At 71.2% G+C, this 25,388-nt stretch carries 19 protein-coding genes; 11 read left to right on the forward strand and 8 right to left on the reverse strand.

Going from position 1 to position 25,388, the window contains the following annotated elements:
* Positions 1-50 precede the first annotated feature (50 nt).
* The 4 genes from AB0M93_RS39140 to AB0M93_RS39155 are packed head-to-tail and all read left to right on the forward strand — an operon-like array spanning position 51 to position 3,155.
* Positions 51-854, forward strand: a complete 804-nt coding sequence (locus AB0M93_RS39140; RefSeq protein ID WP_364284038.1) for an SDR family oxidoreductase — start codon at positions 51-53, stop codon at positions 852-854.
* Between the two features lie 33 nt (positions 855-887).
* A complete protein-coding gene (locus AB0M93_RS39145; RefSeq protein WP_364284041.1) occupies positions 888-1,796 on the forward strand; it encodes a helix-turn-helix transcriptional regulator in 909 nt (302 codons plus the stop codon).
* Between the two features lie 32 nt (positions 1,797-1,828).
* Positions 1,829-2,416: a helix-turn-helix domain-containing protein gene (locus tag AB0M93_RS39150; RefSeq protein WP_364284043.1), complete on the forward strand. Its 588-nt coding sequence runs from the start codon at positions 1,829-1,831 to the stop codon at positions 2,414-2,416.
* Between the two features lies 1 nt (position 2,417).
* A complete protein-coding gene (locus AB0M93_RS39155) occupies positions 2,418-3,155 on the forward strand; it encodes an SRPBCC domain-containing protein (protein WP_364284045.1) in 738 nt (245 codons plus the stop codon).
* Here the strand turns inward: AB0M93_RS39155 and AB0M93_RS39160 are convergent.
* The 3 genes from AB0M93_RS39160 to AB0M93_RS39170 all read right to left on the reverse strand — a co-directional run bounded on the left by AB0M93_RS39160 (position 3,152) and on the right by AB0M93_RS39170 (position 5,453).
* Positions 3,152-3,376 carry a DUF5703 family protein gene (locus tag AB0M93_RS39160; RefSeq protein ID WP_364284048.1) on the reverse strand — a complete coding sequence of 75 codons (225 nt, stop codon included), beginning with the start codon at positions 3,374-3,376 and terminating at the stop codon, positions 3,152-3,154. The genes AB0M93_RS39155 and AB0M93_RS39160 overlap by 4 nt on opposite strands.
* Positions 3,373-4,386 carry a hypothetical protein gene (locus AB0M93_RS39165; RefSeq protein ID WP_364284051.1) on the reverse strand — a complete coding sequence of 338 codons (1,014 nt, stop codon included), beginning with the start codon at positions 4,384-4,386 and terminating at the stop codon, positions 3,373-3,375. Before AB0M93_RS39165 ends, AB0M93_RS39160 begins: the two co-directional genes overlap by 4 nt.
* A 98-nt stretch (positions 4,387-4,484) precedes the next feature.
* Positions 4,485-5,453 (reverse strand): aldo/keto reductase, encoded by a 969-nt coding sequence (locus AB0M93_RS39170; RefSeq protein WP_364284054.1) that lies wholly within the window; start codon positions 5,451-5,453, stop codon positions 4,485-4,487.
* A gap of 86 nt (positions 5,454-5,539) precedes the next feature.
* Here AB0M93_RS39170 and AB0M93_RS39175 point away from each other — a divergent pair, with 86 nt between their 5' ends.
* The 5 genes from AB0M93_RS39175 (at position 5,540) to AB0M93_RS39195 (ending at position 10,999) form a co-directional block, all read left to right on the forward strand.
* Positions 5,540-6,577, forward strand: a complete 1,038-nt coding sequence (locus AB0M93_RS39175) for an LLM class F420-dependent oxidoreductase (protein ID WP_364284056.1) — start codon at positions 5,540-5,542, stop codon at positions 6,575-6,577.
* Between the two features lies 1 nt (position 6,578).
* Positions 6,579-7,421, forward strand: a complete 843-nt coding sequence (locus AB0M93_RS39180; protein WP_364284059.1) for an undecaprenyl-diphosphate phosphatase — start codon at positions 6,579-6,581, stop codon at positions 7,419-7,421.
* Between the two features lie 49 nt (positions 7,422-7,470).
* Entirely contained in the window at positions 7,471-8,187 is a 717-nt protein-coding gene (locus tag AB0M93_RS39185; RefSeq protein ID WP_364284062.1) for a histidine phosphatase family protein, read from the forward strand.
* 96 nt (positions 8,188-8,283) lie between these two features.
* On the forward strand, positions 8,284-10,338 hold the full coding sequence (locus AB0M93_RS39190; protein WP_364284064.1) for a M3 family metallopeptidase: 2,055 nt from the start codon (positions 8,284-8,286) through the stop codon (positions 10,336-10,338).
* A 223-nt stretch (positions 10,339-10,561) separates the two neighbouring features.
* Positions 10,562-10,999 carry a DUF6294 family protein gene (locus tag AB0M93_RS39195; protein WP_364284067.1) on the forward strand — a complete coding sequence of 146 codons (438 nt, stop codon included), beginning with the start codon at positions 10,562-10,564 and terminating at the stop codon, positions 10,997-10,999.
* Between the two features lie 46 nt (positions 11,000-11,045).
* On the opposite strand, the gene AB0M93_RS39200 is transcribed toward AB0M93_RS39195, so the two are convergent.
* A complete protein-coding gene (locus AB0M93_RS39200) occupies positions 11,046-11,627 on the reverse strand; it encodes an ATP-dependent Clp protease proteolytic subunit (RefSeq protein ID WP_364284070.1) in 582 nt (193 codons plus the stop codon).
* A 130-nt stretch (positions 11,628-11,757) separates the two neighbouring features.
* Positions 11,758-12,744: a malate dehydrogenase gene (locus tag AB0M93_RS39205; protein WP_364284073.1), complete on the reverse strand. Its 987-nt coding sequence runs from the start codon at positions 12,742-12,744 to the stop codon at positions 11,758-11,760.
* A gap of 456 nt (positions 12,745-13,200) precedes the next feature.
* On the opposite strand from AB0M93_RS39205, the gene AB0M93_RS39210 reads away from it, so the two are divergent.
* A complete protein-coding gene (locus AB0M93_RS39210; RefSeq protein WP_364284075.1) occupies positions 13,201-13,830 on the forward strand; it encodes a DUF4360 domain-containing protein in 630 nt (209 codons plus the stop codon).
* A 65-nt stretch (positions 13,831-13,895) separates the two neighbouring features.
* Here AB0M93_RS39210 and AB0M93_RS39215 read toward each other — a convergent pair whose 3' ends face one another.
* The 3 genes from AB0M93_RS39215 to AB0M93_RS39225 all read right to left on the reverse strand — a co-directional run bounded on the left by AB0M93_RS39215 (position 13,896) and on the right by AB0M93_RS39225 (position 23,587).
* Positions 13,896-15,980 (reverse strand): FUSC family protein, encoded by a 2,085-nt coding sequence (locus AB0M93_RS39215; protein WP_364284078.1) that lies wholly within the window; start codon positions 15,978-15,980, stop codon positions 13,896-13,898.
* Entirely contained in the window at positions 15,977-19,099 is a 3,123-nt protein-coding gene (locus tag AB0M93_RS39220; RefSeq protein ID WP_364284081.1) for a GH92 family glycosyl hydrolase, read from the reverse strand. The genes AB0M93_RS39215 and AB0M93_RS39220 overlap by 4 nt, the downstream gene beginning before the upstream one ends.
* 162 nt (positions 19,100-19,261) lie before the next feature.
* Complete coding sequence (locus tag AB0M93_RS39225) at positions 19,262-23,587, reverse strand: GH92 family glycosyl hydrolase (RefSeq protein WP_364284084.1); 4,326 nt, start codon at positions 23,585-23,587, stop codon at positions 19,262-19,264.
* Between the two features lie 148 nt (positions 23,588-23,735).
* Here AB0M93_RS39225 and AB0M93_RS39230 point away from each other — a divergent pair, with 148 nt between their 5' ends.
* On the forward strand, positions 23,736-25,367 hold the full coding sequence (locus tag AB0M93_RS39230) for a tannase/feruloyl esterase family alpha/beta hydrolase (RefSeq protein WP_364284087.1): 1,632 nt from the start codon (positions 23,736-23,738) through the stop codon (positions 25,365-25,367).
* Positions 25,368-25,388 lie beyond the last annotated feature (21 nt).

Genomic DNA, 25,388 nt, shown 5'->3' on the forward strand with positions numbered 1-25,388 from the left:
ACGCGCGAGAGGCCGGCGCAGGTTTCCACGACGGACGGGGCGAAGAACCAATGGCGGCCGATCAGTTCACCACACACGCGGATCTTTTCGATCTGAGCGGGAAGTGCGCACTTGTCACCGGTGGCACCAGGGGCATCGGGCTGATGATCGCGCGCGGGCTGCTGCAGGCGGGCGCCCGCCTGATCATCAGCTCACGCAAGGCGGACGCGTGCGCGGAGGCGCAGCAGCTGCTGTCCGAATTCGGCGATGTCCAAGCATTCCCGGCCGACCTGTCCAGTCACGACGAGTGCCTGCGCCTCGCCGATCTCGTCATGGCCGGCTCGGATCGCCTCGACATCCTCGTCAACAACGCGGGCGCGATGTGGCGCGAGCCGCTGGAGACGTTCCCGGACGAGGCGTGGGACGCGGTGGTCGATCTCAACCTCAAGTCGCCGTTCTGGCTGGTGCAGGCGCTGCTGCCGGCCCTGCGCCGGGCGGGCACCGCCGATGATCCTGCGCGGATCGTCAACATCGGCAGCATCGCCGCCATCCACGTCGCCGAGTCGCCCAACTACTCCTACGCCAGCACCAAAGCCGGACTCCACCAGCTCACCCGGGTGCTCGCCAGGGAACTGGGCCCCCAGCACGTCACGGTGAACGCGGTGGCCCCGGGACCGTTCCCGTCGCAGATGATGGCGGCCACGCTCGAGGCCGTCGGCGAAACGATCGCCGCGAAGGCCCCGCTGCGCCGGCTCGGCCGCGACGACGACATGGCGGGCATCGCCGTTTTCCTCGCCAGCCGGGCCGGGGCTTATCTGACGGGCACCGTCATCCCGGTCGACGGCGGCATCGCCACCACCGCGACCGGTACGTAGGCGCCGGTGCGAGGCCGGGACTACGGTGGCGGGGTGGCCATGATCGATCTGCGCACCGAGATCAAGGAGTTCCTGAGTTCGCGGCGCGCGCGGATCGCGCCCGAGCGGGCCGGACTGCCCGCTTACGGCGGCAACCGCCGGGTCAAAGGCCTGCGTCGCGGCGAGGTGGCTCTCCTGGCCGGGGTCTCGGTCGACTACTACGTGCGTCTGGAGCGCGGCAGCCTCGCCGGCGCCTCCGACGGGGTGCTCGACGCGCTGGCCTCCGCCCTGCAGCTCGACGAGGCCGAGCGCGACCACCTGTTCCACCTTGCGCGGCAGTCCAGGGTGCCCGGCGGTCCACGCCGCCGGCCACCCGCCGCGACGGTGCGTCCGGCGCTTCGGCGCGTGCTCGACGCCATCACCGATGCGCCGGCGTGGATCTGCAACAGCCGGTACGACGTGCTGGCCGTGAACCACCTGGCCCGCGCGCTGTACTCACCGGTGCTGGCCGGCTCGCGACGGCCGGCGAACACCGCGCGGTTCGTGTACCTGGAGCCCGAAGCGGCGGAAAAGTTCTTCGTCGACTACGACCGCATCGTCTGCGACTTGGCCGCGAAGCTGCGCATGGAAGCCGGCCGCAATCCGCACGACGAGGAGCTGTCCGCCCTGGTCGGTGAACTGTCGGCCGGCAGTGAGCTGTTCCGGCGGCAGTGGGCGTCCGGGGACGTCCGGCTTCACCGGTCCGGACACAAGCGGTTGCACCATCCGGTGGTGGGCCGGCTCGACCTGGACGTCGAGTCGATGGAGCTGCCCGCCGAACCCGGCCTGCTCCTGAACGTCTACACCGCGCCCGCCGGCACGGCGACCGCGGACGGCCTGGCCTTGCTGGCGTCGTGGGCAGCCGACCAGGAGAGGCCGACCACCGAGGCCCACCCATTCGGCCGACAAGAACCGCGTTCTTGACAACTTCTCTGTTCGGTCGGGATGCTGGGCGCATGTTTCCCGTGGCGGTGATCGAGGACGCGGCGGCGGCCGAGGTGTCGCTGGACCCGGTCCGGGCCCGGCTGCTGGCCGAACTGGCCGAGCCGGCGTCGGCGACGATGCTCTCCTCCCGCGTCGGCCTGCCGCGCCAGAAGGTCAACTACCACCTGCGCGCGCTGGAGAAGCACGGCTTGGTGGAGCTGGTCGAAGAGCGGCGCAAGGGCAACGTCACCGAGCGGATGATGCGGGCCACGGCCGCCTCGTACGTCATCTCGCCGACGGCGCTGGCCGCGGTCCAGCCGGACCCGGCCCGCTCGCCCGACCGGCTCTCGGCGCGGTGGCTGCTCGCCGTCGCCGGACGGCTGGTGCGTGACGTCGGCCTGCTGATCACCGGCGCCGCGAAGGCCCAGCAACGCGTCGCGACCTTCGCCCTTGACGGCGAGGTGCGGTTCGCCTCCGCCGCCGACCGGGCCGCGTTCGCCGAGGAGCTCACCACCGCCGTCACGACGCTGGTGGCCAAGTACCACGACGAGACGGCCGAGAAGGGCCGCCGCCACCGGGTGGTCGTCGCCGTGCACCCGAGCGTTCCCGAGGAGTCCTGAGATGGGACCCGAGTTCGAACTGGTCGACACCGCCGAGGTCGGCGCCACGCCCGAGCAGGTGTGGGACGCCATCGCGACCGGCCCCGGCATCGACTCGTGGTTCATGGGCCGCAACGAGGTCGACGGCGGCACCGGCGGCACGGTCCGCGGCGCCTTCGGCGGGTACGAGCCGGAGTACCGGATCCGCGAGTGGGAGCCGCCCGGGAAGCTCGCCTACGGCAGCGGCACCGCGCCGGACGGACGGCGGATCGCCTACGAGTTCCTGGTCGAGGGCCGCGACGGCGGCAGCTCGGTGATCCGGTGCGTCACCAGCGGTTTCCTGCCCGGTGACGACTGGGAGGACGAGTTCGAGGCGATGACCGCGGGCGGCGCGCTGTTCTTCCGCACGCTGGTCGAGTACGTCACGCACTTCGCGGGCCGCACGGCGGTGCCGGTGACGGCGTTCGGGCCGCCGGTGGGGGACTGGGAGCAGGCGTGGGCGCGGCTGGGCACGGCCCTCGGCCTGCCGGCGCGGCCCGCCGAGGGCGACCGCGTCCGGATCGAGCCGGGCGGCCACGAGGGCGTCGTCTACGTCGTGAACGACCAAGCCGTGGGCGTGCGCACCGAGGACGCGATGTTCCGCTTCCTGCGCGGCTTCCACGGGCCGATGGTCGCCGCCCACCACGTCTTCACGCCGGGCACCGACCCCGGGACCGAGGAGAAGGCCTGGGGCGAGTGGCTGAACCGGGTGTTCGGCTAGGTCGGCAGGCCGCCGGGCAGGCTCTGCGCCGTTCTCTTGCGGCGCAGCCAGACCCGGCGCGTCCCGTCGGCGTAGAGCCGCACGGTGCGCAGTTCCCAGCCCGCGAACTCCGCGTGGATGGAGAGCTGGATCGCCGCCGCACGCCGGGACACGCCCGGGGGGAGGTGCAGACGGCGATACTCCCAATCCCCTTCGACCACCGCCTCGCTGACCGCTGTCATGGCTGGATCACCTGGGTCCCTTCTCCGGCGGCCGAGCCGACGATCACCCGGCCGCTCTTCTCGTCGACCCCCACCGAGTCCGGCTGGCGCACGGTGGGGAACCGGTACTTCTCCACGGGCTCGCCGCCGCGGACGTCGAACCCGGCCACTTCGTTGCGTTCGGTGAGCGTCACCCACGCCAGGCTGCGCGTGGCGTCGTAAGCGATCCCGTACACCCCGCCCGGCACCGGGTACCGCTGCCGCAGGATCAGCGGGCCCGCCGAGAACGCCAGCAGCGCCCCCGCCCGCGCGTCGGTCACCAGCACCCGCCCGTAGGAGTCGGCCACGGCGTTCGCGGCGCCGTCCCCGGCGCGCAGGCCCTCGTCGACCTTCCCGCCGGCGACGTCCACCGAGAACACCGCCGTCCGCAGCCGGTCCAGCACCACGACCCCGTGCCCGGTGTCGACCACGTCGTCGGCGCTGTAGAGCTGCCCGCCGATCGTCCGCGCCGGACCCGCTGCCGGCAGCACCTGGATGTCCTTCGCCGCCCCCATCGCGACCAGCCGGCCGGCACCGTAGGCGATGCTCGACGCCGGCTGCCCGCCCGTCTTCGTCTCGGTCAGCTTCCGGTCCGGCAACGTCAGCTGCTGCACCACACCCTGCTCGGGCTCGGCGATCTCGACCCGCCCGGGCGTCACCGTCAGCCGGGACACCTTGCCGTATAACGGCATATTCACCGGGGGTAATGCGAGCGCGTCCAGGTCGTACAGCCGCAGCGCAGGCGGCGAGGAAACCGCAACGACGAGGGTCGAGGTCTTCGGATCGACCGCGACCGCCGACACCGGACCGGCGCCGAGCACCTGACCGGCGGGCTTCACGGTCACCGCGGGGGAGCCGGCCGGGCGCGCGGCGGTCGGGTTCGCCACGATCTGCAGTTCGTCGGTCGCCGGCTTGGCCGACGAGCAGCCCGAGAGCACGAGGGCACCGGCGAGCGGGAGCGCGATCCACGACACGGCGGCGAGCCGACGCACGTTGCGGCCTCCAGTTGTCCCTCGGCGGGCGGTCTTCACCAGCATGCTCCTTGATCCCCGTGCCGTCACGTGCGTGTCACCGAACAGACATCTGGCGCTCATCGCGGCCAGCGTTCGGGGTAGCCGACCTCGATCGCGCTGACGTCGTCGAGCGCGGACCGGATGGCGGGCGGCAGGGTGATGTCCTCCGCCGCCAGCGAGCCGGTGAGCTGGCCGGTGTCGCGCGCCCCGACGACCGGGGCGACGACGCCGGGCCGGTCGCGGACCCAGGCCAGCGCGACGGCCAGCGGGGAGGTGCCCAGGCCGTCAGCCGCGGTGGCGACGGCCTGCACGATCCGGGCGGCGCGGTCGGTGCGGTGGTGCTCGACGTAGCCGGCGTACGCGCTGTTGGCGCCGCGGGAGTCGGCGGGTGTGCCGGTGCGGTACTTACCGGTCAGGACGCCGCGGCCGAGCGGGGCCCAGGGCAGCAGCCCGATGCCGTGGTGGGCGGCCGCGGGCACGACCTCGCGGTCGACCCCGCGCTCCAGCAGCGAGTACTCGACCTGGGTGGAGACGAGGGGCGCGACGGCGGACGCGCCCGTGGCGGCGGTGGCCAGCTGCCAGCCCGCGTAGTTCGAGACGCCGACGTAGCGGACCTTTCCGCTGGTCACGGCGTACTCGAGGGCGGAGAGCGTCTCGGCGATCGGGACGCAGTCGTCCCAGGCGTGCAGCTGCCAGAGGTCGATGTGGTCGGTGCCGAGCCGCTTGAGCGAGCCGTCGAGCGCGGTCAGCAGCGCGCCGCGGGAGGCGCCGCCGCCGAACGGGCCGTCGTCGCGCCGGGCGACCGCCTTCGTGGCCAGGACGACGTCGTCGCGGGGCACGAGGTCGCCGAGCAGCGAGCCGAGCATCCGCTCGCTCTCGCCTTCGCCGTAGATGTCGGCCGTGTCCACCAGGGTGCCGCCGGCGTCGACGAAGGCGACCAGCTGGCTGGCGGCCTCCTCCGCGTCCGTGTCGCCACCCCAGGTCATGGTGCCGAGCGCCATACGGGAGACGCGCAGTCCCGAGCGGCCGAGCAGTCGCTTTTCCACGACCGCCGAGCCTAGTGGCCTGCCCCGTCCGGAGGAGACCAAGGTGAGTCGTGTCGCGATCAAGGCCCCCGTTAGGGTCTGGCCCCGTGCGACTCGGACTGAATCTCGGCTACTGGGGGACGGGGAACGACCCCGCGAACCTCGCCTTGGCGAAACAGGCGGAGGAGCTGGGGTACGCGGTCGTGTGGGCGGCGGAGGCCTACGGCTCGGACGCGGTGACCGTGCTGACCTGGATCGCGGCGCGGACGTCCCGGATCGACGTCGGGGCCGCCGTGCTGCAGATCCCGGCCCGCACGCCGGCGATGACGGCGATGACCGCCGCGACCCTCGACACGCTCTCGGGCGGCCGGTTCCGGCTCGGCCTCGGCGTGTCCGGCCCGCAGGTGTCCGAGGGCTGGCACGGCGTGCGGTTCGCGTCGCCGGTGGGCCGCACCCGGGAGTACGCGGGAATCGTGCGGGCGGCGCTGCGGCGGGAGCGCGTGCGGTTCGAGGGGGAGCACTTCACGCTGCCGCTGCCGGACGGCCCGGGCAAGGCCCTGCGGCTGACCGTCCGGCCCGCGCGCATGCACATCCCGCTCTACCTGGCCGCGATCGGCCCGAAGAACCTGGAGCTGGCCGGGGAGATCGCCGACGGCTGGCTGCCGGTGTTCTTCTCGCCGGCCCACGCGGGGGAGCAGCTGGCCCACGTCCGCGCCGGTGCCGAGCGGGCCGGCCGCACGCTGGACGGCTTCGACGTCGTCCCGTCGGTGCCGCTGGTACCCGGCGAAGACTGGCGGGTCTGCGCGGACGCCGTCCGCGGCTACGCGGCCCTCTACCTGGGCGGGATGGGGAGCAGGGAGAAGAACTTCTACAAGCGGCTGGCGTGCCGGATGGGATTCGCGGCGGAGGCCGCCGAAGTGCAGGAGAAGTACCTGGCGGGCGACCGGGCGGGGGCGATGGCGGCGGTGCCGCCGGAGTTCCTCGACGCGACGTCGCTGCTGGGTCCGAAGGAACGGATCGCGGAGAAGATGAAGGAATACGCCGAAGCCGGCGTGACGACCCTGTCGGTGTCGCCGTACACGCCGGAGCCGGCCGATGCCCTGCGCACGGCCGTCGAGGCGCTCGAGCTGGCGGGGGTGGCCTGACGTGGGGTGGTTCGAAGCACTGGTGCTCGGCCTGGTCCAGGGCCTGACCGAGTTCCTGCCGATCTCGTCGAGCGCGCACCTGCGGATCGTCGCGGCGCTGGCGGGCTGGGACGACCCGGGCGCGGCGTTCACCGCGGTCACCCAGATCGGCACCGAGCTGGCGGTGATCATCTACTTCGGGCCGAAGATCGGGAAGATCCTGCGTGCCTGGTTCTTTTCGCTGTACAAGGCGGAGTGGCGGCGTGACCCGGACGCCCGGCTGGGCTGGCTGATCATCGTCGGCTCGCTGCCGATCGTGGTGCTCGGGCTGCTGCTGCAGGACCAGATCGACAGCGCGTTCCGCGACCTGCGGATCACCGCGACCGTGCTGATCGTGTTCGGCGTGATCCTGCTGGTCGCCGACCGGATCGGGAAGCAGAACCGGACGCTGGACGACCTGACCGTGCCGCACGGCCTCGGCTTCGGGTTCGCGCAGGCGCTGGCCCTGATCCCGGGCGTGTCCCGCTCGGGCGGCACCACGAGCGCGGGCCTGCTGCTGGGCTACACCCGGGCGGAGGCGGCGGAGTACTCGTTCCTGCTGGCGCTGCCGGCGGTGTTCGGCTCGGGCGTGTACAAGCTCAAGGACATCGGCTCGGGCGGCGTGCCGGCCCAGTGGGGCCCGACGATCCTGGCCACGCTGGTCGCCTTCGGCGTCGGGTACCTCGTGATCGCCTGGCTGATGGCCTACATCAAGAAGCGCAGTTTCGTGCCGTTCGTGGTGTACCGGCTGGTGCTCGGCGTGCTGCTGTACGTGCTGATCTTCAGCGGTGTGCTGGACCCGAACGCGGGCCCGGTCGGGCACTGATCTCCCCGCGTGGGGACCGCTTGATCGGTCCCCACGTAGGGTGGGGCCCGTGAGTACGGTCATTCTGCTCCGGCACGGCAAGTCCACGGCCAACGGTTCCGGCGTCCTGGCCGGGCGCTCCCCGAAGGTCAACCTCGACGACACCGGCCGGGCCCAGGCGGAGAAGCTCGTCGAACGCCTCGACGGCGTGCCGCTGTCCGGGCTCGTCGTCTCGCCGATGCTGCGGTGCAAGCAGACGGTCGGCCCGCTGGCCGCCGCGCGCGGGCTCGAGAAGGTCGTCGAGCCCGGCCTGTCCGAAGTGGACTACGGCGACTGGACCGGCAAGGAGCTCAAGCACCTCGCCAAGGAACCGCTCTGGCGGGTCGTGCAGGCGCACGCCTCCGCCGCGGTGTTCCCCGGTGGCGAAGGGCTCGCGGCGATGCAGGCGCGGTCGGTGGCCGCCGTCCGCGCCCACGACCGGCGGATCGCGGCCGAGCACGGCGACCACGCCGTCTGGCTGCTGTGCAGCCACGGCGACGTGATCAAGTCGATCCTCGCCGACGCCCTCGGCCAGCACCTGGACGCCTTCCAGCGGATCGTCGTCGACCCGGCGTCCGTCTCGGTCGTGCGCTACACCGAGACGCGGCCGTTCGTGCTGCGGGTCAACGACCACGGTGGCGATCTCCGCGGGATCGTGCCTCCGGAGCCCAAGCCCAAGCGCGGGAAGAAGGCCGGTGAAAAGGGTGTGAGCAGCGACGCCGTCGTGGGTGGTAGCACCGGCCGGTGACCCCGGCCACCTCCGGAAAGCGCTGACATCCGCACAGGTGGACCACGTAGGGTGGCGGGACCGAGTGTGTCTGTCCCCGACCAGGAGCCTGCCCCGATGATTTCGCCGGACAACCCGTTCGCCGCACCCAGCGAGCTGCCCTACGCCCTGCCGCCCTTCGACCGGATCTCCGGCGAGCACTACCGGCCCGCCCTCGAAGCGGGGCTGGCCGAGCACGCGGCGGAGATCGAGGAGATCGCGGCGCAGGAGGCCGAGCCGACGTTCGAGAACACCATCGTGGCCCTCGAGCGCGCCGGCGAGCTGCTGGGCCGGGTGGCGAGCGTGTTCTACAACCTGGCCGGCTCCAACAGCACCGACGAGATCCAGGCCATCCAGGCCGAGTTCGCGCCGAAGCTGGCCGCTCACCACGACGCGCTCCACCTGAACCCGCAGCTGTTCGCCCGGATCGACGCGCTCCACGCGCGGCGGGACGAGCTCGGCCTGGACGAGGAGTCGCTGCGGCTGCTGGAACGGCGGCACACCGACTTCAGCCGGGCCGGCGCCGGGCTCGGGGAGGCCGAGCAGGCCCGGCTGCGCGAGCTCAACGAGCAGCTGTCCACCCTGCAGACGAAGTTCCAGCAGAACCTGCTCAGGGACACCAACGAGCTGGCCGTCGTCATCGCCGGCCGCGCCGAGCTGGCCGGTTTCGGCGAAGGCGCGATCGCGACCGCGGCCGAAGCGGCCACCGCGCGGGGCGAGGACGGCAAGTACGTGCTCACCTTGAGCCTGCCGACCAGCCAGGCGTCCCCGCTGGAGACTTTGCGCGACCGCGACGTGCGCGCGCGGATCCACGCCGCGTCGATGGCGCGGGGCAACCGCGGCAACGGCTACGACAACAACGCCGTCGTCGCCGAGATCGTGCGGCTGCGCGCGGAACGGGCCGCCCTGCTCGGCTATCCGCACCACGCCGCGTACATCATCGCGGACGAGACGGCGAAGACCGCCGAGGCCGCCGCCGGGCTGCTGGAGCGGCTGGCGCCCGCCGCGGTCGCGAACGCCCGCGCCGAAGCCGCCGAGCTGCAGCAGCTGCTGGAAGCCGACGTGCCGGGCGCGAAGCTGCGGCCGTCGGACTGGCCGTACTACGCCGCCCAGGTCCGCCGCGAGCGCTTCGACGTCGACACCGAGGCGCTGCGCCCGTACTTCGAGGCCGACCGGGTGTACCTCGACGGCGTCTTCTTCGCCGCGACGAAGCTCTACGGCCTGACCTTCACCGAGCGGGACGACCTGCCGAAGTACCACCCGGAGGTCCGGACCTTCGAGGTCTTCGACGCCGACGGCACCCCGCTGGGCCTCTACCTGCTCGACCTCTACACCCGCGACGCCAAGCGCGGCGGCGCCTGGATGAACACCTTCGTCGACCAGTCCGAGCTGCTCGGCCGCAAGACGGTCGTGGTCAACGTGCTCAACGTGAACAAGCCGCCGGCGGGGGAGCCCACCCTGCTGACGTTCGACGAGGTCGTCACGGCGTTCCACGAGTTCGGCCACGCCCTGCACGCGCTCGTCTCGGCGGTCCGCTACCCGACGTTCTCCGGCACCAACGTGCCCCGCGACTTCGTCGAATACCCCTCCCAGGTCAACGAGATGTGGATGCTGTGGCCGGAAGTCCTGGCCAACTACGCGAAGCACCACGAGACGGGGGAGGCGCTGCCGCAGGAGCAGGTCGAGAAGCTGCTCGCCGCCCAGCAGTACGGCGAAGGGTTCGCCACGACCGAGTACCTCGCGGCGTCCCTGCTCGACCAGGCCTGGCACAGCCTCGGCGTCGACGACCGCGTGACGGAGGTGCAGCCCTTCGAGCGGGAGGCACTCGTGAAGGCCGGCGTGGCCGTGGACGCCATCCCGCCGCGCTACCGCACCACGTACTTCGCCCACATCTTCAGCGGCGGCTACAGCGCCGGGTACTACTCCTACATCTGGAGCGAAGTCCTCGACGCCGACACCGTCCAGTGGTTCCGGGACAACGGGGGACTGACCCGCGAGAACGGCGACCACTTCCGCCGCACCCTCCTCGGCCGAGGAGGCAGCATCGACCCCATGGACGCCTTCCGGGCCTTCCGCGGCCGCGACCCCGAGATCGACCCCCTGCTGGCCCGCCGCGGCCTCAACGGAGTCTGATCTTCCAACTGTATAACGACCTATACGGCCGGGCAACTTTCTTGAAAGCTGCCCGGCCGTCGCTTCCCGCACCAAAAGAAGCATCGACGGAAGGGTGAACTTCCGGCCTCGCGGTCGGGCAGGTTCGCCCTCCCCGGTCACCGCACCCGAGTGACCCCGGTGGCCGGCGTCGCCGGGTTAGCTTTGCCGGGCAAGGGGATTCTGCTTCTCGGGGAGGGAAACCATGAAGACCGAACTGCGGCGGCTGGGCGTCTTGCTGACGCTCGTGCTCGCGATCGGCGGCCTGCTCGCCGCGCCGGCCTCGGCCGGCACCCAGTCCACGGAGGCCACCTGCACCGGGTGGGACTACTGCTGGTTCACCTGGGGTCGCATCACCGCCGGTGACTGCACGATGGACCAGGCGAAGTGGACGCTGTACCGGAACGGCAGTGCGAAGTTCGAGGCCGTGATCACCAGCAGCGACAGCGACGACGCGTGGCTGATGTGGCCGGTGGCGACGGACGGCAACGGCTTCGTCCTGGGTGCGGTCACGCACGGGGGTGACCCGAAGTTCGTGCGGGGCACGGTGGAGAACCAGTGGACGTGGTGGTTCGACGCCGGGTCGTTCGACCCGCAGTTCTTCGACCGGATCAACGGCATGCGGCTCACCAGCCACTGCTGACCCGGGGCAGTTCTCGCCCCCGGTGTCCCCGGGGGCGAGAACTGTGTCAGCCGGCGGCCACGATGTGGTCGACGAAGCCGTAGGCGAGGGCTTCATCGGCGTCGAACCAGCGGTCGCGGTCGGCGTCGGCGGTGATGCGTTCGACGGTCTGGCCGGTCTGGCGGGCGGTGATTTCGGCGATGCGGCGTTTCATCCGGCCGAAGACTTCGGCCTGGATGGCGATGTCGGTGGCGGCGCCGCTGATGCCGGCGGAGGGCTGGTGCATGACGATCCGGGTGTTGGGCAGCAGGTAGCGCTTGCCGGGGGTGCCGGAGGAGAGCAGGAACTGGCCCATGGAGGCGACGAAGCCGAGGCCGTAGGTGGCGACGTCGGGTTTGACGAGCTGCATGGTGTCGTAGATGGCCATGCCGGCGCTGACGGAGCCGCCGGGGGAGTTGATGTAGAAGGTGATGTCCTTCGCGGGGTCGTCGGCGGCGAGCAGGAGCAGCTGGGCGACGAGCCGGTTGGCGACCTCGTCGTTGACCTCGGAGCCGAGGAAGACGATGCGGTCGCGCAGGAGCTGCTGGTAGACCGTGTCGTCGGGGGACTGGTTCGGTGCCTGCATGTCGGGTACGGCGAGAAGGGTCATGGGGGCGACGGTAGGGGTGATGATCGCGTTCGGGGCGGGTGTTTCGCTGTGGGCGTGCGGTGTTCGCTGCGGGCGATGCGAAAGGGGCCGCCGTCACGGGTGTGACGGCGGCCCCTTCGGGTGCGTGGGCTCAGATGAGGCCGAGCTTCTGCACGGTGTCGCGTTCTTCGACGAGCTCGGCGACCGAGGCGTCGATGCGGGTGCGGGAGAAGTCGTCGATTTCGAGGCCCTGGACGATTTCGTACTTGCCGTCCTTGGCGGTGACGGGGAAGGACGAGATGAGGCCCTCGGGGACGCCGTAGGAGCCGTCGGAGGCGACGGCGGCGGAGGTCCAGTCGCCGGCCGGGGTGCCGTTGACCCAGGTGTAGACGTGGTCGATGGCGGCGGAGGCGGCCGAGGCGGCGGAGGAGAGGCCGCGGGCTTCGATGATGGCTGCGCCGCGCTTGGCGACGGTGGGGATGAAGTCGTTTTCGAGCCAGGCCTGGTCGAGGGCGTCGGCGATGCTCTTGCCGCCGAATTCGGCGTGCTGGACCGAGGGGTACTGGGTGGCGGAGTGGTTGCCCCAGATGGCGACCTTCTTGAGTTCGGTCACCGGGACGCCGAGCTTCTTGGCGAGCTGGGCGAGGGCGCGGTTGTGGTCGAGGCGGGTCATCGCGGTGAAGCGCTCGGCGGGTACGTCGGGGGCGTGCGAGCGGGCGATGAGGGCGTTGGTGTTGGCGGGGTTGCCGACGACGAGGACCTTGATGTCGTCGGCGGCGCCGGCGTTGATGGCTTCGCCCTGGGGCTTGAAGATGCCGCCGTTGGCTTCGAGGAGGTCGCCGCGCTCCATGCCCTTGCTGCGGGGGCGGGCGCCGACGAGGAGGGCGATGTTGGTGCCTTCGAAGGCCTGTTTGGGGTCGTCGAAGATGTCGGTGCCGGCGAGGAGGGGGAACGCGCCGTCTTCGAGTTCCATCGCGGTGCCCTCGGCCGCCTTGACCGCCTGCGGGATCTCGAGCAGCCGCAGCTTCACCGGGACGTCCTGGCCGAGGAGCTGACCGGACGCGATGCGGAAGAGCAGCGCGTAGCCGATCTGGCCGGCGGCGCCGGTGACGGTCACGTTGACTGGGGCTTGGGTCATTGCGGTTCTCCAGCTTGAGACGACTTTGGCTAGTGGTTGGGAGCCTATCCCTCCCGGGCGTTGCCGGTCGGGTGCGTCCAGTCACTGTTGCGAGGATCGCTTTTCGGGCGGTCATGGGGCGGTTTGCCCGGAGTGTACCTTTAGTCGGGATCGGGTAAGTTTCCTGGTCGGGACGGTGTGGTGTCGATCGTGTCGGCGCCCGGTGGCGGGGTGAAACGATCAAGGCCGGACGTCGCGGGGTGATCGCGGACGGCGGGCAGCGGTCCGGGGGCGCGAAATCGTTTTCCGGTGGAAGTTATCCGTCTTTCGCGAGAATGCGGGTCCGAAATTATCGGCTTACCGCGTGGCGGGACGGCTACTGCGCGTTGCTCCATTCAGCGGGGTTTGCTTCCATGATCCTTTCGCTACCATGGTCCGGCCCCCGTCCCCAATTCGGCTGTATTGGGAAGGATTCCGATGCTGTCTGCGGTCGTTGCTGCCGTAATGGCGCTGTCCTCTGTGGTCGCCCCGCATTCGTGGAACACCCCGCCGCCGCCCGACAAAATTGTCATCGACGTCGTCAACGCCATCGGCACCGGCTGTCCGCCCAACACTTCGGCGGTGGCGGTTTCGCAGGACAACACGGCGTTCACCGTGACTTACAGCGCCTACACGGCGTTGGTCGGGGTCGGCGCCGGGCCGCTGGACGCGCGGAAGAACTGCCAGATCGGCCTGCGGGTGCACGTGCCGCAGGGCTTCACCTACGGAATCGCGGAGGCCGACTACCGCGGCTTCGCGCACCTGGAAAAGGGTGCGACCGGCCTGGAAAGAGCGAACTACTATTTCCAGGGTAATTCGCCGACCGCTTACGTCCAGCATCCGCTGACCGGGCCGTTGGAAGACGACTGGCATTTCACCGATTCGACGGAGGTCGGCGCGATCGCCTTCAAGCCGTGTGGTGAGGAACGCAATCTGAACATCAACACGGAATTGCGGGCCGCGGCCGGGACGTCGGATCCGAAGAAGACGACGAGCTACGTCACGATGGACTCGACCGACGGCAGCATCACCACGGTGTACCACTTCGCGTGGCTGGCCTGTCCGTGATCGGCTCCGGGTGACCGGAGGTCCAGAGGGGCGGCGCGGCGGGAGAGCTGCGCCGCCCCGGCCGGTCAGGGCTTCGCCGGGGCCCGGGGATCGGTGGCTTCGACGCCGAAGACGCGGCCGAGGGAGACGAGGGCCTCGTCGAGGTGGCTGAGGCTGGAGAGGACCGCGCGGGTTTCGGCCTGCTCGACGCGGTCGGAGACGGGGGTGCCGTCGTCGCGTACGAGCGTGCCGGGGGTGGGGCCGCCGGGGGCGGCCAGTGCCTTGCGGAGGACGTCGATGTTGGCCAGGAGACGTCCGGTGAACCGGCGGAGCCGGTCGGCGTCGGTGCCGGCGAGCTGGCCGGGCTGGGCGCGGGCGGCGACGTGGCGGGCCCGGAAGGCGATGGTTTCCAGGGTGGTGAGCACGTGCCAGCCGTAGTCGCGGCGGGCGCTGCGGAGGTTCACCGGGTGGGTCAGGGGTTCGACAGTGGTGCGGACCTGGTCGACGCTGCGGTCGAGGTCGCGGGAGAGCTCGATGACGTTGACGTTCTCCTCGCCGGCCAGGAGGCCGCGGGTGTGTTCGAGGAACTCTTCGAGGTCGTCGAGGACTTCGCCGATGTCGTCGAGCATGACCGAGCGGGTGCGGACCGGGACGATGACGACGGCGGCGAGGATGCCGGCGGCGGCGCCGACGGCGGTTTCGGCGACGCGGATCCAGAGCACCGCGAGGCTGAAGGTGCCGAGCAGGCTGTAGAGCAGGCCGAGCATGCTGGTGACGAAGAAGGCCATCACGACCTGGGAGACGCGGGCGGTGTAGACCATCCCGAACACGCACACCAGGATGAGGGCGAGGGTGGCCGCGGTGTTGCCGCCGACTCCCACGGCGAGCAGGACGCCGCCGACGATGCCGATCAGGGTGCCGCCGAGGCGGCGGACGCCTTTGACGAAGGTGGCGCCGGCGCTGGAGGCGCCGATGAACACGACGAAGACGGTGAGCACGGCCCAGTACCAGCGCTGGTGGGAGACGAGTTCGCCGCCGAGCACGGCCAGGCCGCCGCCGACGACGGCTTGGATGGCGCTGCGGGTGCGGTTGTCGTAGGCGAGCCGGGGTTCCGGTTCCGGGTCCTCGTCTTCGAGGGGGTCTGCGGTGGTTTCCGGTGCGGCGGCGCGCTGGGCCCGGTCGTCGGCCAGCGCGAGCTCGGCGAGTGCCTTGCGGACGCCGTCGCCGGGGGCGGCGTGTTCGTCGATGCGGCTGCCTTCGACGAGCATGCGGCTGTATTCGCCGGTTTGGCTGATCAGCGGGAGCTCGCGCGGGTCGCGTTCCATGAGGGCGCGGAAGCGGGCGAGCCGGGCGATGAGGTCGTCGCGGACGTCCGGGCCGAGTTCGTCGGAGCAGGTGCGCTGGACGGTGATGGCCAGCCACTGCAGGGCGAGTTCGACTTCGATGGCGCGGCGGCGCAGCCGGTCGGCGGCGCGGGCGTCGACGACGTCGGGGGCGGCGTCTTCGATGAGCAGCACGCATTCGTGCAGCCGGGCCAGTGCCGAGCGCAGCTGCTTGCGGGTGCGCTCGCTGCCGTTGACGGCGAGGTAGGCCTCGGTGGCGCGGACGACGGCGCCGAGGCGGGCGCGGAAGGCGCGGCGGACGCGCAGGAACTCGGCTTCGGGGTTGTGCCGCAGCAGGACGAACCGGACGACGGCGTTGGCGAGCACGCCGACGCCGAGGGCCATCAGCAGCTGCGGGACCTGCTTGAGATGGGCCTGCAGGAACATCGGGAAGAAGAACAGGAAGAAGCCGATCGAGCCGAGCGCGGTGCCGCGGGCGCCGAAGCGCTGGGCGTAGACGGCGACGAAGATCAGCAGGACGAACACGATGCTGTCCAGCGGCGGCAGCGCGGAGCCGAGGCTGGCCACGGTGATCGACGCGGCTCCGGTGAGGAAGGCCAGGACGAGGGTGACGGCCTGGGCGCCCGGGGTGGGGTCGTTGACGGTGAAGGCGGTCATCATCGCCGCGATGGCGCCGATGAGCATGACGGTGAGCGGGACGTGCGTGGGCAGCAGGGCGGCGACGGCCAGGACGATGCCGAGCACGGCGGAGCCGGCCAGCCGCAGCCGGACCAGGCCGGGGTCGGCCGCCGCGAACCGGTCGAGGACGGCGGTGCGGAGGTGGTTCATCGGGCGAGGAGCTCCCATTGGGCGAGGGTGGCGCGGCGGCCGCGGGTGGCGGTGATCCGCAGCCGGTAGCGGGCGTGCGCGGCCGGCGTGGCGAGGACGAACGGCCGGGTCTGGCGGCGCCAGCGGAACAGCTCGTCGTGGCGTTCGTCCAGGGTGGACCAGGCGGTGCCGTCGTCGGAGCCTTCGAGCACCCACGCGCTCGGGTCGCCGCGGCCGGCGCCGGAGGTGAGCGTGTACATGGTGACTTCGCGGGGTTCGCCGGTGACGGTGAACTCGATCGCCGGGGTGGCGCTGCGGAAGCTGACTTCGGTGCGGGTGGTGTCGTCGAAGAGCGCGCCGGTCTTCGTGCCGTCGGAGCTGGTCGCGGTGCCGGTGAGGTCGGTCGCGGGTGCGGGGTGTTCGGCGGGTGGGGGCGGGGTGCCCCAGCCGGTGGGTTCGGTTGTCAGGTCGAAGACGAGTTCGGCGCCGCCGGCGAGGGTGGCGTGGGCGATCGAGGTGTTCTCGTGCGGTTCGCCGTCGACGGTGAGCCCGCGGACGTAGACGGTTTCGGCGGTGTTGCCGGGGGCGTGGATGACGAGCTTGCGGCCCTCGCCCAGGTGCACGGTGGCCTTCTCGAACAGCGGCGAGCCGATCGCGTAGCGGGGGCTGCCGACGGCGAGGGGGTAGAAGCCGAGTGCGCTGAAGACGTACCAGGCCGACATCTCGCCGTTGTCCTCGTCGCCGGGGTAGCCCTGGCCGATCTCGCTGCCCAGGTAGAGCCGGCGCAGCACTTCCCGCACGACGGCCTGGGTCTTCGCGGGGGCGCCGGCGAGGTTGTAGACGTAGGGGATGTGGTGCGAGGGCTGGTTGGAGTGGCCGTACTGGCCCATCCGGACGTCGCGGGCCTCGGTCATCTCGTGGATCAGGCCGCCGTACGCGCCGGGCCGCCGTCCGGTCTCGGGGGTGGCGAAGAAGGTGTCGAGTTTGGCTTCCAGCGCCGCGGTGCCGCCGTGCAGGGCGGCGAGGCCGGGGCCGTCGTGCGGTGCGGTGAAGGCGGTGTTCCAGGCGTTGGTTTCGACGAAGTCGCCGCCCCAGGCGGCCGGGTCGTAGCCCTCGGGGGCGAACTTGCGGCGGCCGTCGCGGTGGCGGCCCTGGAAGAACCCGATCGCCGGGTCGAAGTGGTGGACGTAGTGCTTCGCGCGCTCGCGGAAATAGGCGGCGTAGTCGCCGTACATCCGGGCTCGTGGCCCGTCGCTCTCCCGTGAGAGCGCCTCGGCGAAGTTGGCCAGGCCGAAGTCGTTGATGCAGCCTTCGAGGGCCCAGGACAGTCCTTCGTGGACCGACACCGGGGTGAAGTGCAGGAAGATCGACTGGTCGAGGCCCTTGCGGCCGACCGAGCGGCGCGGCGGGGTGACGGTGGCGTTCTTCACCCCGGCGTCGAAGGCGGCCTCGGCGTCGAAGTTCTTCACGCCCTTGAGGTAGGCGTCGGCGAAGGCGACGTCCGAGCTGGTGCCGGTCATCAGGTCGGCGTAGCCGGGGGAGGACCAGCGGGCGATCCACCCGCCCTCGCGGTACTGCTGGACGAACCCGTCGATCATCCGGCCGCAGCGGTCCGGGGCGAGCAGCGCGTAGGCGGGCCAGGTGGTGCGGTAGGTGTCCCAGAAGCCGTTGTTGACGTACAGCTCGCCGTCGACGACCTTCGCGCCGGTCCGCCGCCGGGTGCTCGGCCACCACCGGCGCACGACCGGGCTGGCGTGCCGGATTCCCTTCGGGGTGGTTTCGTGCGCGATGTTCGGGTAGAGGAACAGCCGGTAGAGGTTGGAGTACAGCGTCGTGCGCTGGTCCTCGGTGGCCCCTTCGACCTCGACGCGGCCGAGCTCCTCCTGCCACTGCCGCCGGGCCTGCGCCCGGACCTGATCGAACGTCGTCCCGGCCGGGATCTCCTGCTCGAGGTTCAGCTTGGCCTGCGCGAGGCTGATCAGCGACGTCGCGATCCGCAGCGTGACGTCGGGCCCGTCGAACTCGAAGTACCCCGACACCCGCCGCCACGGCGGACGCCGGACCCGGGCGCCGCGGGTGGCCGGGGCATCGGTCACGGCGTAGACGAACATCCGGCGCGCTCCGGCCGAGAGCCGGCTGCGGACCGCGGTGTAGCCGGTGATCACACCGGTGTCGGGGTTCAGGCGCAGCCGGCCGCGGTTGCCGGCGTTGTCGAACAGCAGCCAGCCGTGCTTGGTGGGGAAGGTGAACCGCATGATCGCCGCGTGCGAGGCCGGCGCGAGGTCGGCGGTCATCCCGTTGGCGAACCGGACGCCGTAGTGGTGCGGCGAATCGGTCTCCTCGTCGTGGGAGAAGGGCAGCGCGCGCTTGCGCGGGTCGGGCTGGACCGGGCCGGTGCCGGGCATGACGTGGAAGGTGTGCCGGTCGCCCATCCACGGGCTCGGCTGGTGCGACAGCGCGAACGCCTGCAGCGCGGGCCGGTTCCGTTCGTCGTTGTGGCGGTGGTAGGAGTAGAGCCAGTTGGTCACGCGGGCGTCGGTGACCGGGGTCCAGAAGTTGAACCCGTGCGGCACCGCCGTGGCCGGGAAGTTGTTGCCGCGGGAGAACTCGCCGCTGGAGTGGGTGCCGCGGGTCGTGCGGACGCAGTCGACGGGCTCGCGGGGCGGCTCGGGGCGTTCGGCGATCCGGACGTCGTCGAGCCAGCCGGCGATCTTCCCGGGCGCGTCGGTGCGCAGCACGATCCGGGCGATCCGGCGCCCGGCGAACGCCCCCAGCGGGCGGCGGACGGGGTTCCACTGGTCCACCCACAGCGTCTTGTCGTCCACCGGGGCGAACCCGGCGGCGGTGCCGTCGGCGAACTCGACGTCGAGGCTGACCCGGGTGGCGTGGTAGGCGGGGATGTCGCCGTCGGCCTCCGGGAAGACCACATAGGACAGCTCGGTGCGCCCGGTCACCGGGAGGTCGAGTTCGAACAGGACGGCGTGGGGCCGCTCGGTGTAGCGCAGGGCACGCACGCCGGTGAAGCCGGCGCCGGTCCGGGCCGTGGGCGAGTGCTCCGGGCCGCTGCCGACGCGCAGGCCGGGGTCCGCCGGCTGCGGGTCACCGGATTCGAAGGAGGAGAAGAACACGGCGTCGGACATGCGCCCACCGTAACCGCCGCCGAACGGCGCAGCGTGCTGAACACTGCCTGCCCAGGCGACGGCGGCTCGGCCGGGCCGCCGGATCACCGCCCGAAACGCCGTGAGGGCCGTTCCGGGAGACCGAAGTCCCTCGAAACGGCCCTCACGGGACCTACCGTCGAGCTACATCTTCGTGCACTGCCCGGCGACCGGGCCGCGGACGGTGTTGGGCAGGTCGTGGTCCGTCGGTGCCGGGGTGTTGACCGCGCACGCCAGCGGGCCCGCGACGGTGCTCGAGGTGAGCACCGGCCCGTGGTTGCCGGTCAGCGCCACCGGGCCGCCGATGTCGGTCAGCTCGATCGACACCACGCCGGTCACTCCGGTGATCGCCACCGGACCGCCCACCTTCGTGCGGTTGAGCACCACCTGGGCCGCGCCGGTGGCCGACAGCGGGCCCTTGACCGAACCGCCGCGGACGATCAGCGACGCGCCGGGCGCCACGGTGACCGGGCCGGACACCGTCGCGTCCTGCAGGCACACCGTCCCGCTCGTCACCGTCAGCGGGCCGTTGGACGCGCCCGTGATGGTGCGGGTGCACGCCGCATCCGGCCTGCCCAGCAGCTCGAACTCGGCCAGCTGCGCCGGGGCGCCGGTGCTGGTCGCGGTGACCTCGAGCTTGTAGTAGGCGTAGTGCGCCGGGTCGGCCACCTTGAACGCGCGGGTCTGCTGCCGCCAGCTGAACGCCTGGTTCTCCTGCCGGTCGGCCACCGCCCACGTCTTGCCGTCGTAGGAGCCCTTCAGCACCCAGCTCTTCGGGTCGCCCGCACCGGTCTGGGACGTCAGCGTGTAGTGCGTGACGGCCTCGTCGGTCGAGTTCAGCTGGTACTGGAGGGCGCCGGTGACGGCGGCCTGCGTGCGGGAGGTGTTGTCGATCAGCGCGCCGGCGTCGGAGCCGTCCGAAGTGGACAGCGTGCCCTTGCCGGCACCGGTCTCGTCGTGCAGCGGCGTCGGGACCGCGTCACCCGTGGTGATCGACTTCGGCGCGTCGCCCGGGCCGGTACCCCAGTTCGACGGGTTCGGGCCCATGGCGAACTCGATCGTCCCGCCGCGGGCGATCAGGTCCTGCGGCAGCGACGTCGAGGAGTACGCCTTGCCGTTGACCTTCACCCCCTGGACGTAGACGTTCTTCGCGCTGTTCTTCGGCGCGTTGATCACCAGGTCCTTGCCGCCGGCCAGGTGGATCGTGGCCTTCTTGAACAGCGGCGACCCGATCGCGTAGTTCGGGCTGCCCATCTGCAGCGGGTAGAAGCCCAGCGCGCTGAAGATGTACCAGGCGGACATCTCGCCGTTGTCCTCGTCACCCGCGTAGCCCTGCCCGATCTCGCTGCCGTTGTACAGCCGCGACAGCGCCTCCCGGACCTTCGCCTGCGTCTTCGCCGGCTGACCGGCGTAGTCGTACATGTAGAGCAGGTGGTGGGCCGGCTGGTTGGAGTGGCCGTACTGGCCCATCCGCACGTCGCGGGCCTCCCGCATCTCGTGGATCACACCCCCGTAGGTGCCGGGGAAGGTGGCGGTCTCCTGGTCGGCGAAGAACTGGTCCAGCTTGGTCGCCAGCCCGGCCTTGCCGCCGTAGAGGTTCGCCAGGCCCTGACCGTCCTGCGGCACGGTGAACGCCATGCCCCAGCCGTCGGTCTCGGTGTAGTCCCCGCCCCACGACCGCGGGTCGTACTGGTCCTTCGTCTTGGTGAACTTCCCGTTCGCGTCCTTGCCCTGGAAGAACCCGACACTCGGGTCGAACAGGTTCACGTACTGCTGGGCGCGGCTGGTGAAGTACTCGTAGTTCTCCTGGTACTCGGCCTTGCGCGGGTCGTTCGGCGCCGCTTCCTCGGCCAGCTTCTTCGACAGGTTCGCGATGCCGAAGTCGTTGACGTACCCCTCGATCGCCCACGAGAAGCCCTCGTTGGCGGTGTTGGGCGTGTAGCCGAGGAAGATGCCCTGGTCCAGGCCCTTGCGGCCGACCGCCGAGTTCGGCGGCGTCACCGTGGCGTTCTTGATCGCCGCGTCGTAGGCGGACTTGACGTCGAAGTTCTTCACGCCCTTGAGGTAGGCGTCGGCGAAGGCGACGTCCGAGCTCGTGCCGGTCATCAGGTCCGCGTAGCCGGGGGAGGACCAGCGCGCGATCCACCCGCCGTCGCGGTACTGCTGGACGAACCCGTCGACCATCTTCCCGGCCATGTCCGGCGTGAGCAGCGAGTACGCCGGCCACGTCGTGCGGTAGGTGTCCCAGAAGCCGTTGTTGACGTACATCTGCCCGTCGGCGACCTTCGACCCGGTCCGGGTCGCGGTGTCCGCGCCGGCCTTCGGCGACACCGGGCTCGCGTACTTGTACGCCGGCTTCTGCGCCGTGCCGGTGTTCTCGAACTGGGAGTTCGGGTACAGGAACAGCCGGTACAGGCTCGAGTAGAGCGTCGTGAGCTGGTCCTTCGACGCGCCCTCGACCTCGATCACCTTCAGCTGGTCGTCCCACGCCTTCTGCGCCGCGTCCCGCACCGAATCGAACGTCGCGGCCGGGGCGATCTCCTGCGCCAGGTTCTGCTTCGCCTGCTCGACGCTGATCAGCGACGTCGCGATCCGCATCTGCACCGTCTTGTCGGCGCCGGCGTCGAACCGCAGGTACCCGGTGACGTTGTCACGGCCCTGCCCGGTCAGCTTGCCGCCCGCGGTGACCGGCTTGTCGAAACTCGCGTAGACGAACATCCGGCCCGCACCCGCGTAGTTGCCGGTGTCGGTGTAGCCCGACAGCGTGCCGGTCGCGGGGTCGAGGGTCAGCCCGCCCGCGTTGGTGGCGTTGTCGAAGATCAGGCTGGAGTCGCTGCCCGGGAAGGCGAACCGGAACATCGCCGCGTGGTCGGTCGGGGCGATCTCGGTCTTGATCCCGTTCTGGAACTGCACCCCGTAGTAGTGCGCCCGCGCGGTCTCGTCGCTGTGCTTGAACGGCAGCGCCCGCGCGTCGCGGTCGGCGTCCGGCACGCCGGCGGCCGCGGACGGCATCACCTGGAACACCTGCCGGTCACCCATCCACGGGCTCGGCTCGTGGCTGACGCTGAACGCCTGCAGCTGCGGGAGGTTCTGCGCGTTGTTCTGCGTGCTGTAGTTGTACAGCCACCGCGGCGAACCGCCCTGGTCGGCGCCGGCGTCGGTGACCGGGGTCCAGAAGTTGAACCCGTGCGGCACCGCCGTGGCCGGGAAGTTGTTGCCCCGGGAGAACGTGCCGTTCGCCATCGTGCCCCGCGTGGTGACCACGTTGTCGCTCGGGCGGCTGCTCGCCGGCGGTGTCGGCGTCGCCGACACCTTGACGTCGTCGAGCCAGCCCTGCAGCGTGCCCGGGCCGTTCGGGTTGTCGTAGCCGACCAGGATCCGGTCGATCGTCTTGCCCTTCGCGACCTGCCCGATCGCCGAGCGCACCAGGTTCCACTGGTTGGCGTAGAGCACCTTCGAGGCGCCCTGGCCCTCCGGGGTCAGCGGGAAGCCGTACTGGTCGGTCGCGCCCAGGTCACGCAGGTAGGTGCCGTCGGTGAAGGCCAGGTCGATCGCGACGTTCGTGCTCGGGTACTTCAGGTCCCCGGTGATGAACTGCGGCTGGACCTTGTACGACAGCTCGGTCGAAGCCACGACCGGGATGTCGACGTCGAAGATCTTGTTGTAGGACCAGCCGTGCCCGGTCGCGGTCTGGCTGCCCGAGTAGCGCAGCGCCTTGAGCCCGGTGAAGCCGGCCCGGTTCTTGTTCGTGTACCCGCTGGTCGGGCCGGAGTCGACGAAGCTGCGCATGCTCGGCAGCGGCGGCGGCGCGGGCTCGTCGTTGGCCAGCAGCAGCTCCGACATCTGCAGGATCGGGCCGCCGTTGTTGCCGGTGACGTCGAGCCGGTAGTACCGGTACGCCGCGGTCGGCGCGGCCAGCTTGTAGCTGTTGGTCTGGAACCGCTCGGCGAACGACTGGCCGGACTGCTTGTCCAGGTCGGTCCACGAGCTCGCGTCGTTCGAGCCCTGCAGCGTCCAGTCCTTCGGGTCGCGCTCGGCGGAGTCGTTGGCCGAGGAGATCGCGTAGTGCGTGATCGCGGTCGGCTCCGACAGCGTGATCTGCGCCCACGCCGTGGGGTCCCAGGACAGCCACTTCGTGTCCGTGGTGCCGTCGACGAGGTTCGCCACCACCTCGCCGCCGCTGGTGTTCTCGCTGCTGGCGCTGGTTTCGGTCACCTTGCCGCGGATGTCACCGGGGATCGCGGTGCCGTTCGCGCCGTTGACGCCGGACGTGCGCGGCTTGCCCGCCGCGTCGGTGTCGACGGCGTCGGTCCACGTCGGCTGGACGTCACCGGCCTCGAAGGAGGACGAGAAGTCCGCGGGCAGGGTGTCTTCGGCGGCGGACGAGGCCGCGGGGAGGGTGACCAGGCCGGCGGCGACCACGGCGGCGGTCACCAGGAAAGCGACCGGCGGTCTGGCGCTTCGGGGCATCGTTGCTCCAAGCTCGGAGGGCGGATTCAGCAGCGCCGCGCAGGCGGGGACCGGCGGCGCCACCGAAGGGAAACGCGCGGGTGACATCGATGTCAAGACTGCCCGGCAAACCTGGCCAAAAACAGACAACGCCGAAAACGGGGGCCCGATGAGACCACTGAAGATCTTCGCCGCCATCGCCGCGCTCACGCTCGCCACCACCACGTTCACCCCGGCCGCCGCCACCGCCGCGACCGGTTCGCCCGTCCGGCCGGTGACCACCTGCGCCGACCTGGTCCACGGGTTCGCCCTCCCGGGCGCCACCACCCACGTCACCTCGGCGGCCGTCGTCGCCGCGACCGGCACCGACCCCGAGTACTGCGGCGTCGCCGGCTACGTCGAACCCGCCGTCCGCTTCGAGCTGCGGCTGCCCACCAGGACCTACGCCGGGCGCTACCTGCAGTACGGCTGCGGCGGCTTCTGCGGCCTGGTCAACCCGCCCGAGTTCGCCGACTGCGGCCTGCCCCACGGCGGCGACGTCGCGGTCGCGGCCACCGACGACGGGCACGTCGGCAAGACCCCCGCCGTCGTCGACGACGGCAGCTGGGGCGCGCACGACCAAGCCGCCCGCAACGACCTCGAATACCGCGCACCCCACGTCGTCTCCCGCGCCGCCAAAGCGATCATCCAGGCGTTCTACGGCGCACCGCCACGCAAGTCCTACTTCACCGGCTGCTCCGACGGCGGCCGCGAAGCCCTCCAGCTCGCCCAGCGCTACCCCGCGGACTTCGACGGCATCGTCGCCGGCGCCCCGGCCCACGACTGGGGCCCGCTGCTCGGCGTCTTCCAGACCTGGCTCGCCCGGGTGAACACCGCCGCCGACGGCAGCCCGATCCTGACCGCGGCGAAACTGCCCGCCCTGCACACCGCCGTCCTCGCCGCCTGCGACCGCCTCGACGGGCTCGCCGACGGCCAGCTCGACGACCCGCGCGCCTGCCGCTTCGACCCGGCCACGCTCACCTGCACCGGCCCGGACACCCCGGCCTGCCTCACCCCGGCCCAGGTCACCGCGACCCGCAAGCTCTACTCGCCACCCACCGACCCCCACGGCACGCTGCTCTACCCCGGCGGCGAACAGCCCGGCTCCGAGCTGTCGTGGGCCGGCTGGATCATCCCGTCCCCGGATACCGGCGGATCCGCCTTCGCCCGCAACCTGTCCGACAACTACCTGCGCTACCTCGGCTACCCGATCGGCGCCCCGGCCACCACCACCGACACCTTCACCTTCACCCGCCACGACTTCGACCGGCTCACCCCGGTCGGCATCCGCTACAACGCCATGAGCACCGACCTCTCGGCGTTCCAGCGGCGCGGCGGCAAGCTCGTGCTCTGGCACGGCTGGGCCGACGAAGCCATCCCGCCCACCGGTACGCTCGACTACTACCAGCGCCTCACCCACGGCCGGCCGCAGGACTTCGCGCGGCTGTTCATGGTCCCGTCGCTCTACCACTGCGGCGGCGGCACGACGCTCACCGAGTTCGACCCGCTGCGCGAACTGGTCGCCTGGGTCGAACGCGGCACCGCACCCACGCGCGTGACCGCCACCGGCCGGGACACCGCCGGGAACCTCACCCGCACCCGGCCGGTGTTCGCCTACCCGCAGCGCGCGGTCTACGACGGCACCGGCAGCGTCGACGACGCCGCCAATTTCCGGCCCGCACCACCGGTGACGCCGCCGCACGACGTCGTCCACTGGGCCGGCGACCCGCTCTACACCATCCCGGGGCCGGTAGCTCCGTAAACCGGGTCTCGCGGGTCCGGC

Source organism: Amycolatopsis sp. NPDC051102, assembly GCF_040682815.1.
Classification (GTDB): domain Bacteria; phylum Actinomycetota; class Actinomycetes; order Mycobacteriales; family Pseudonocardiaceae; genus Amycolatopsis.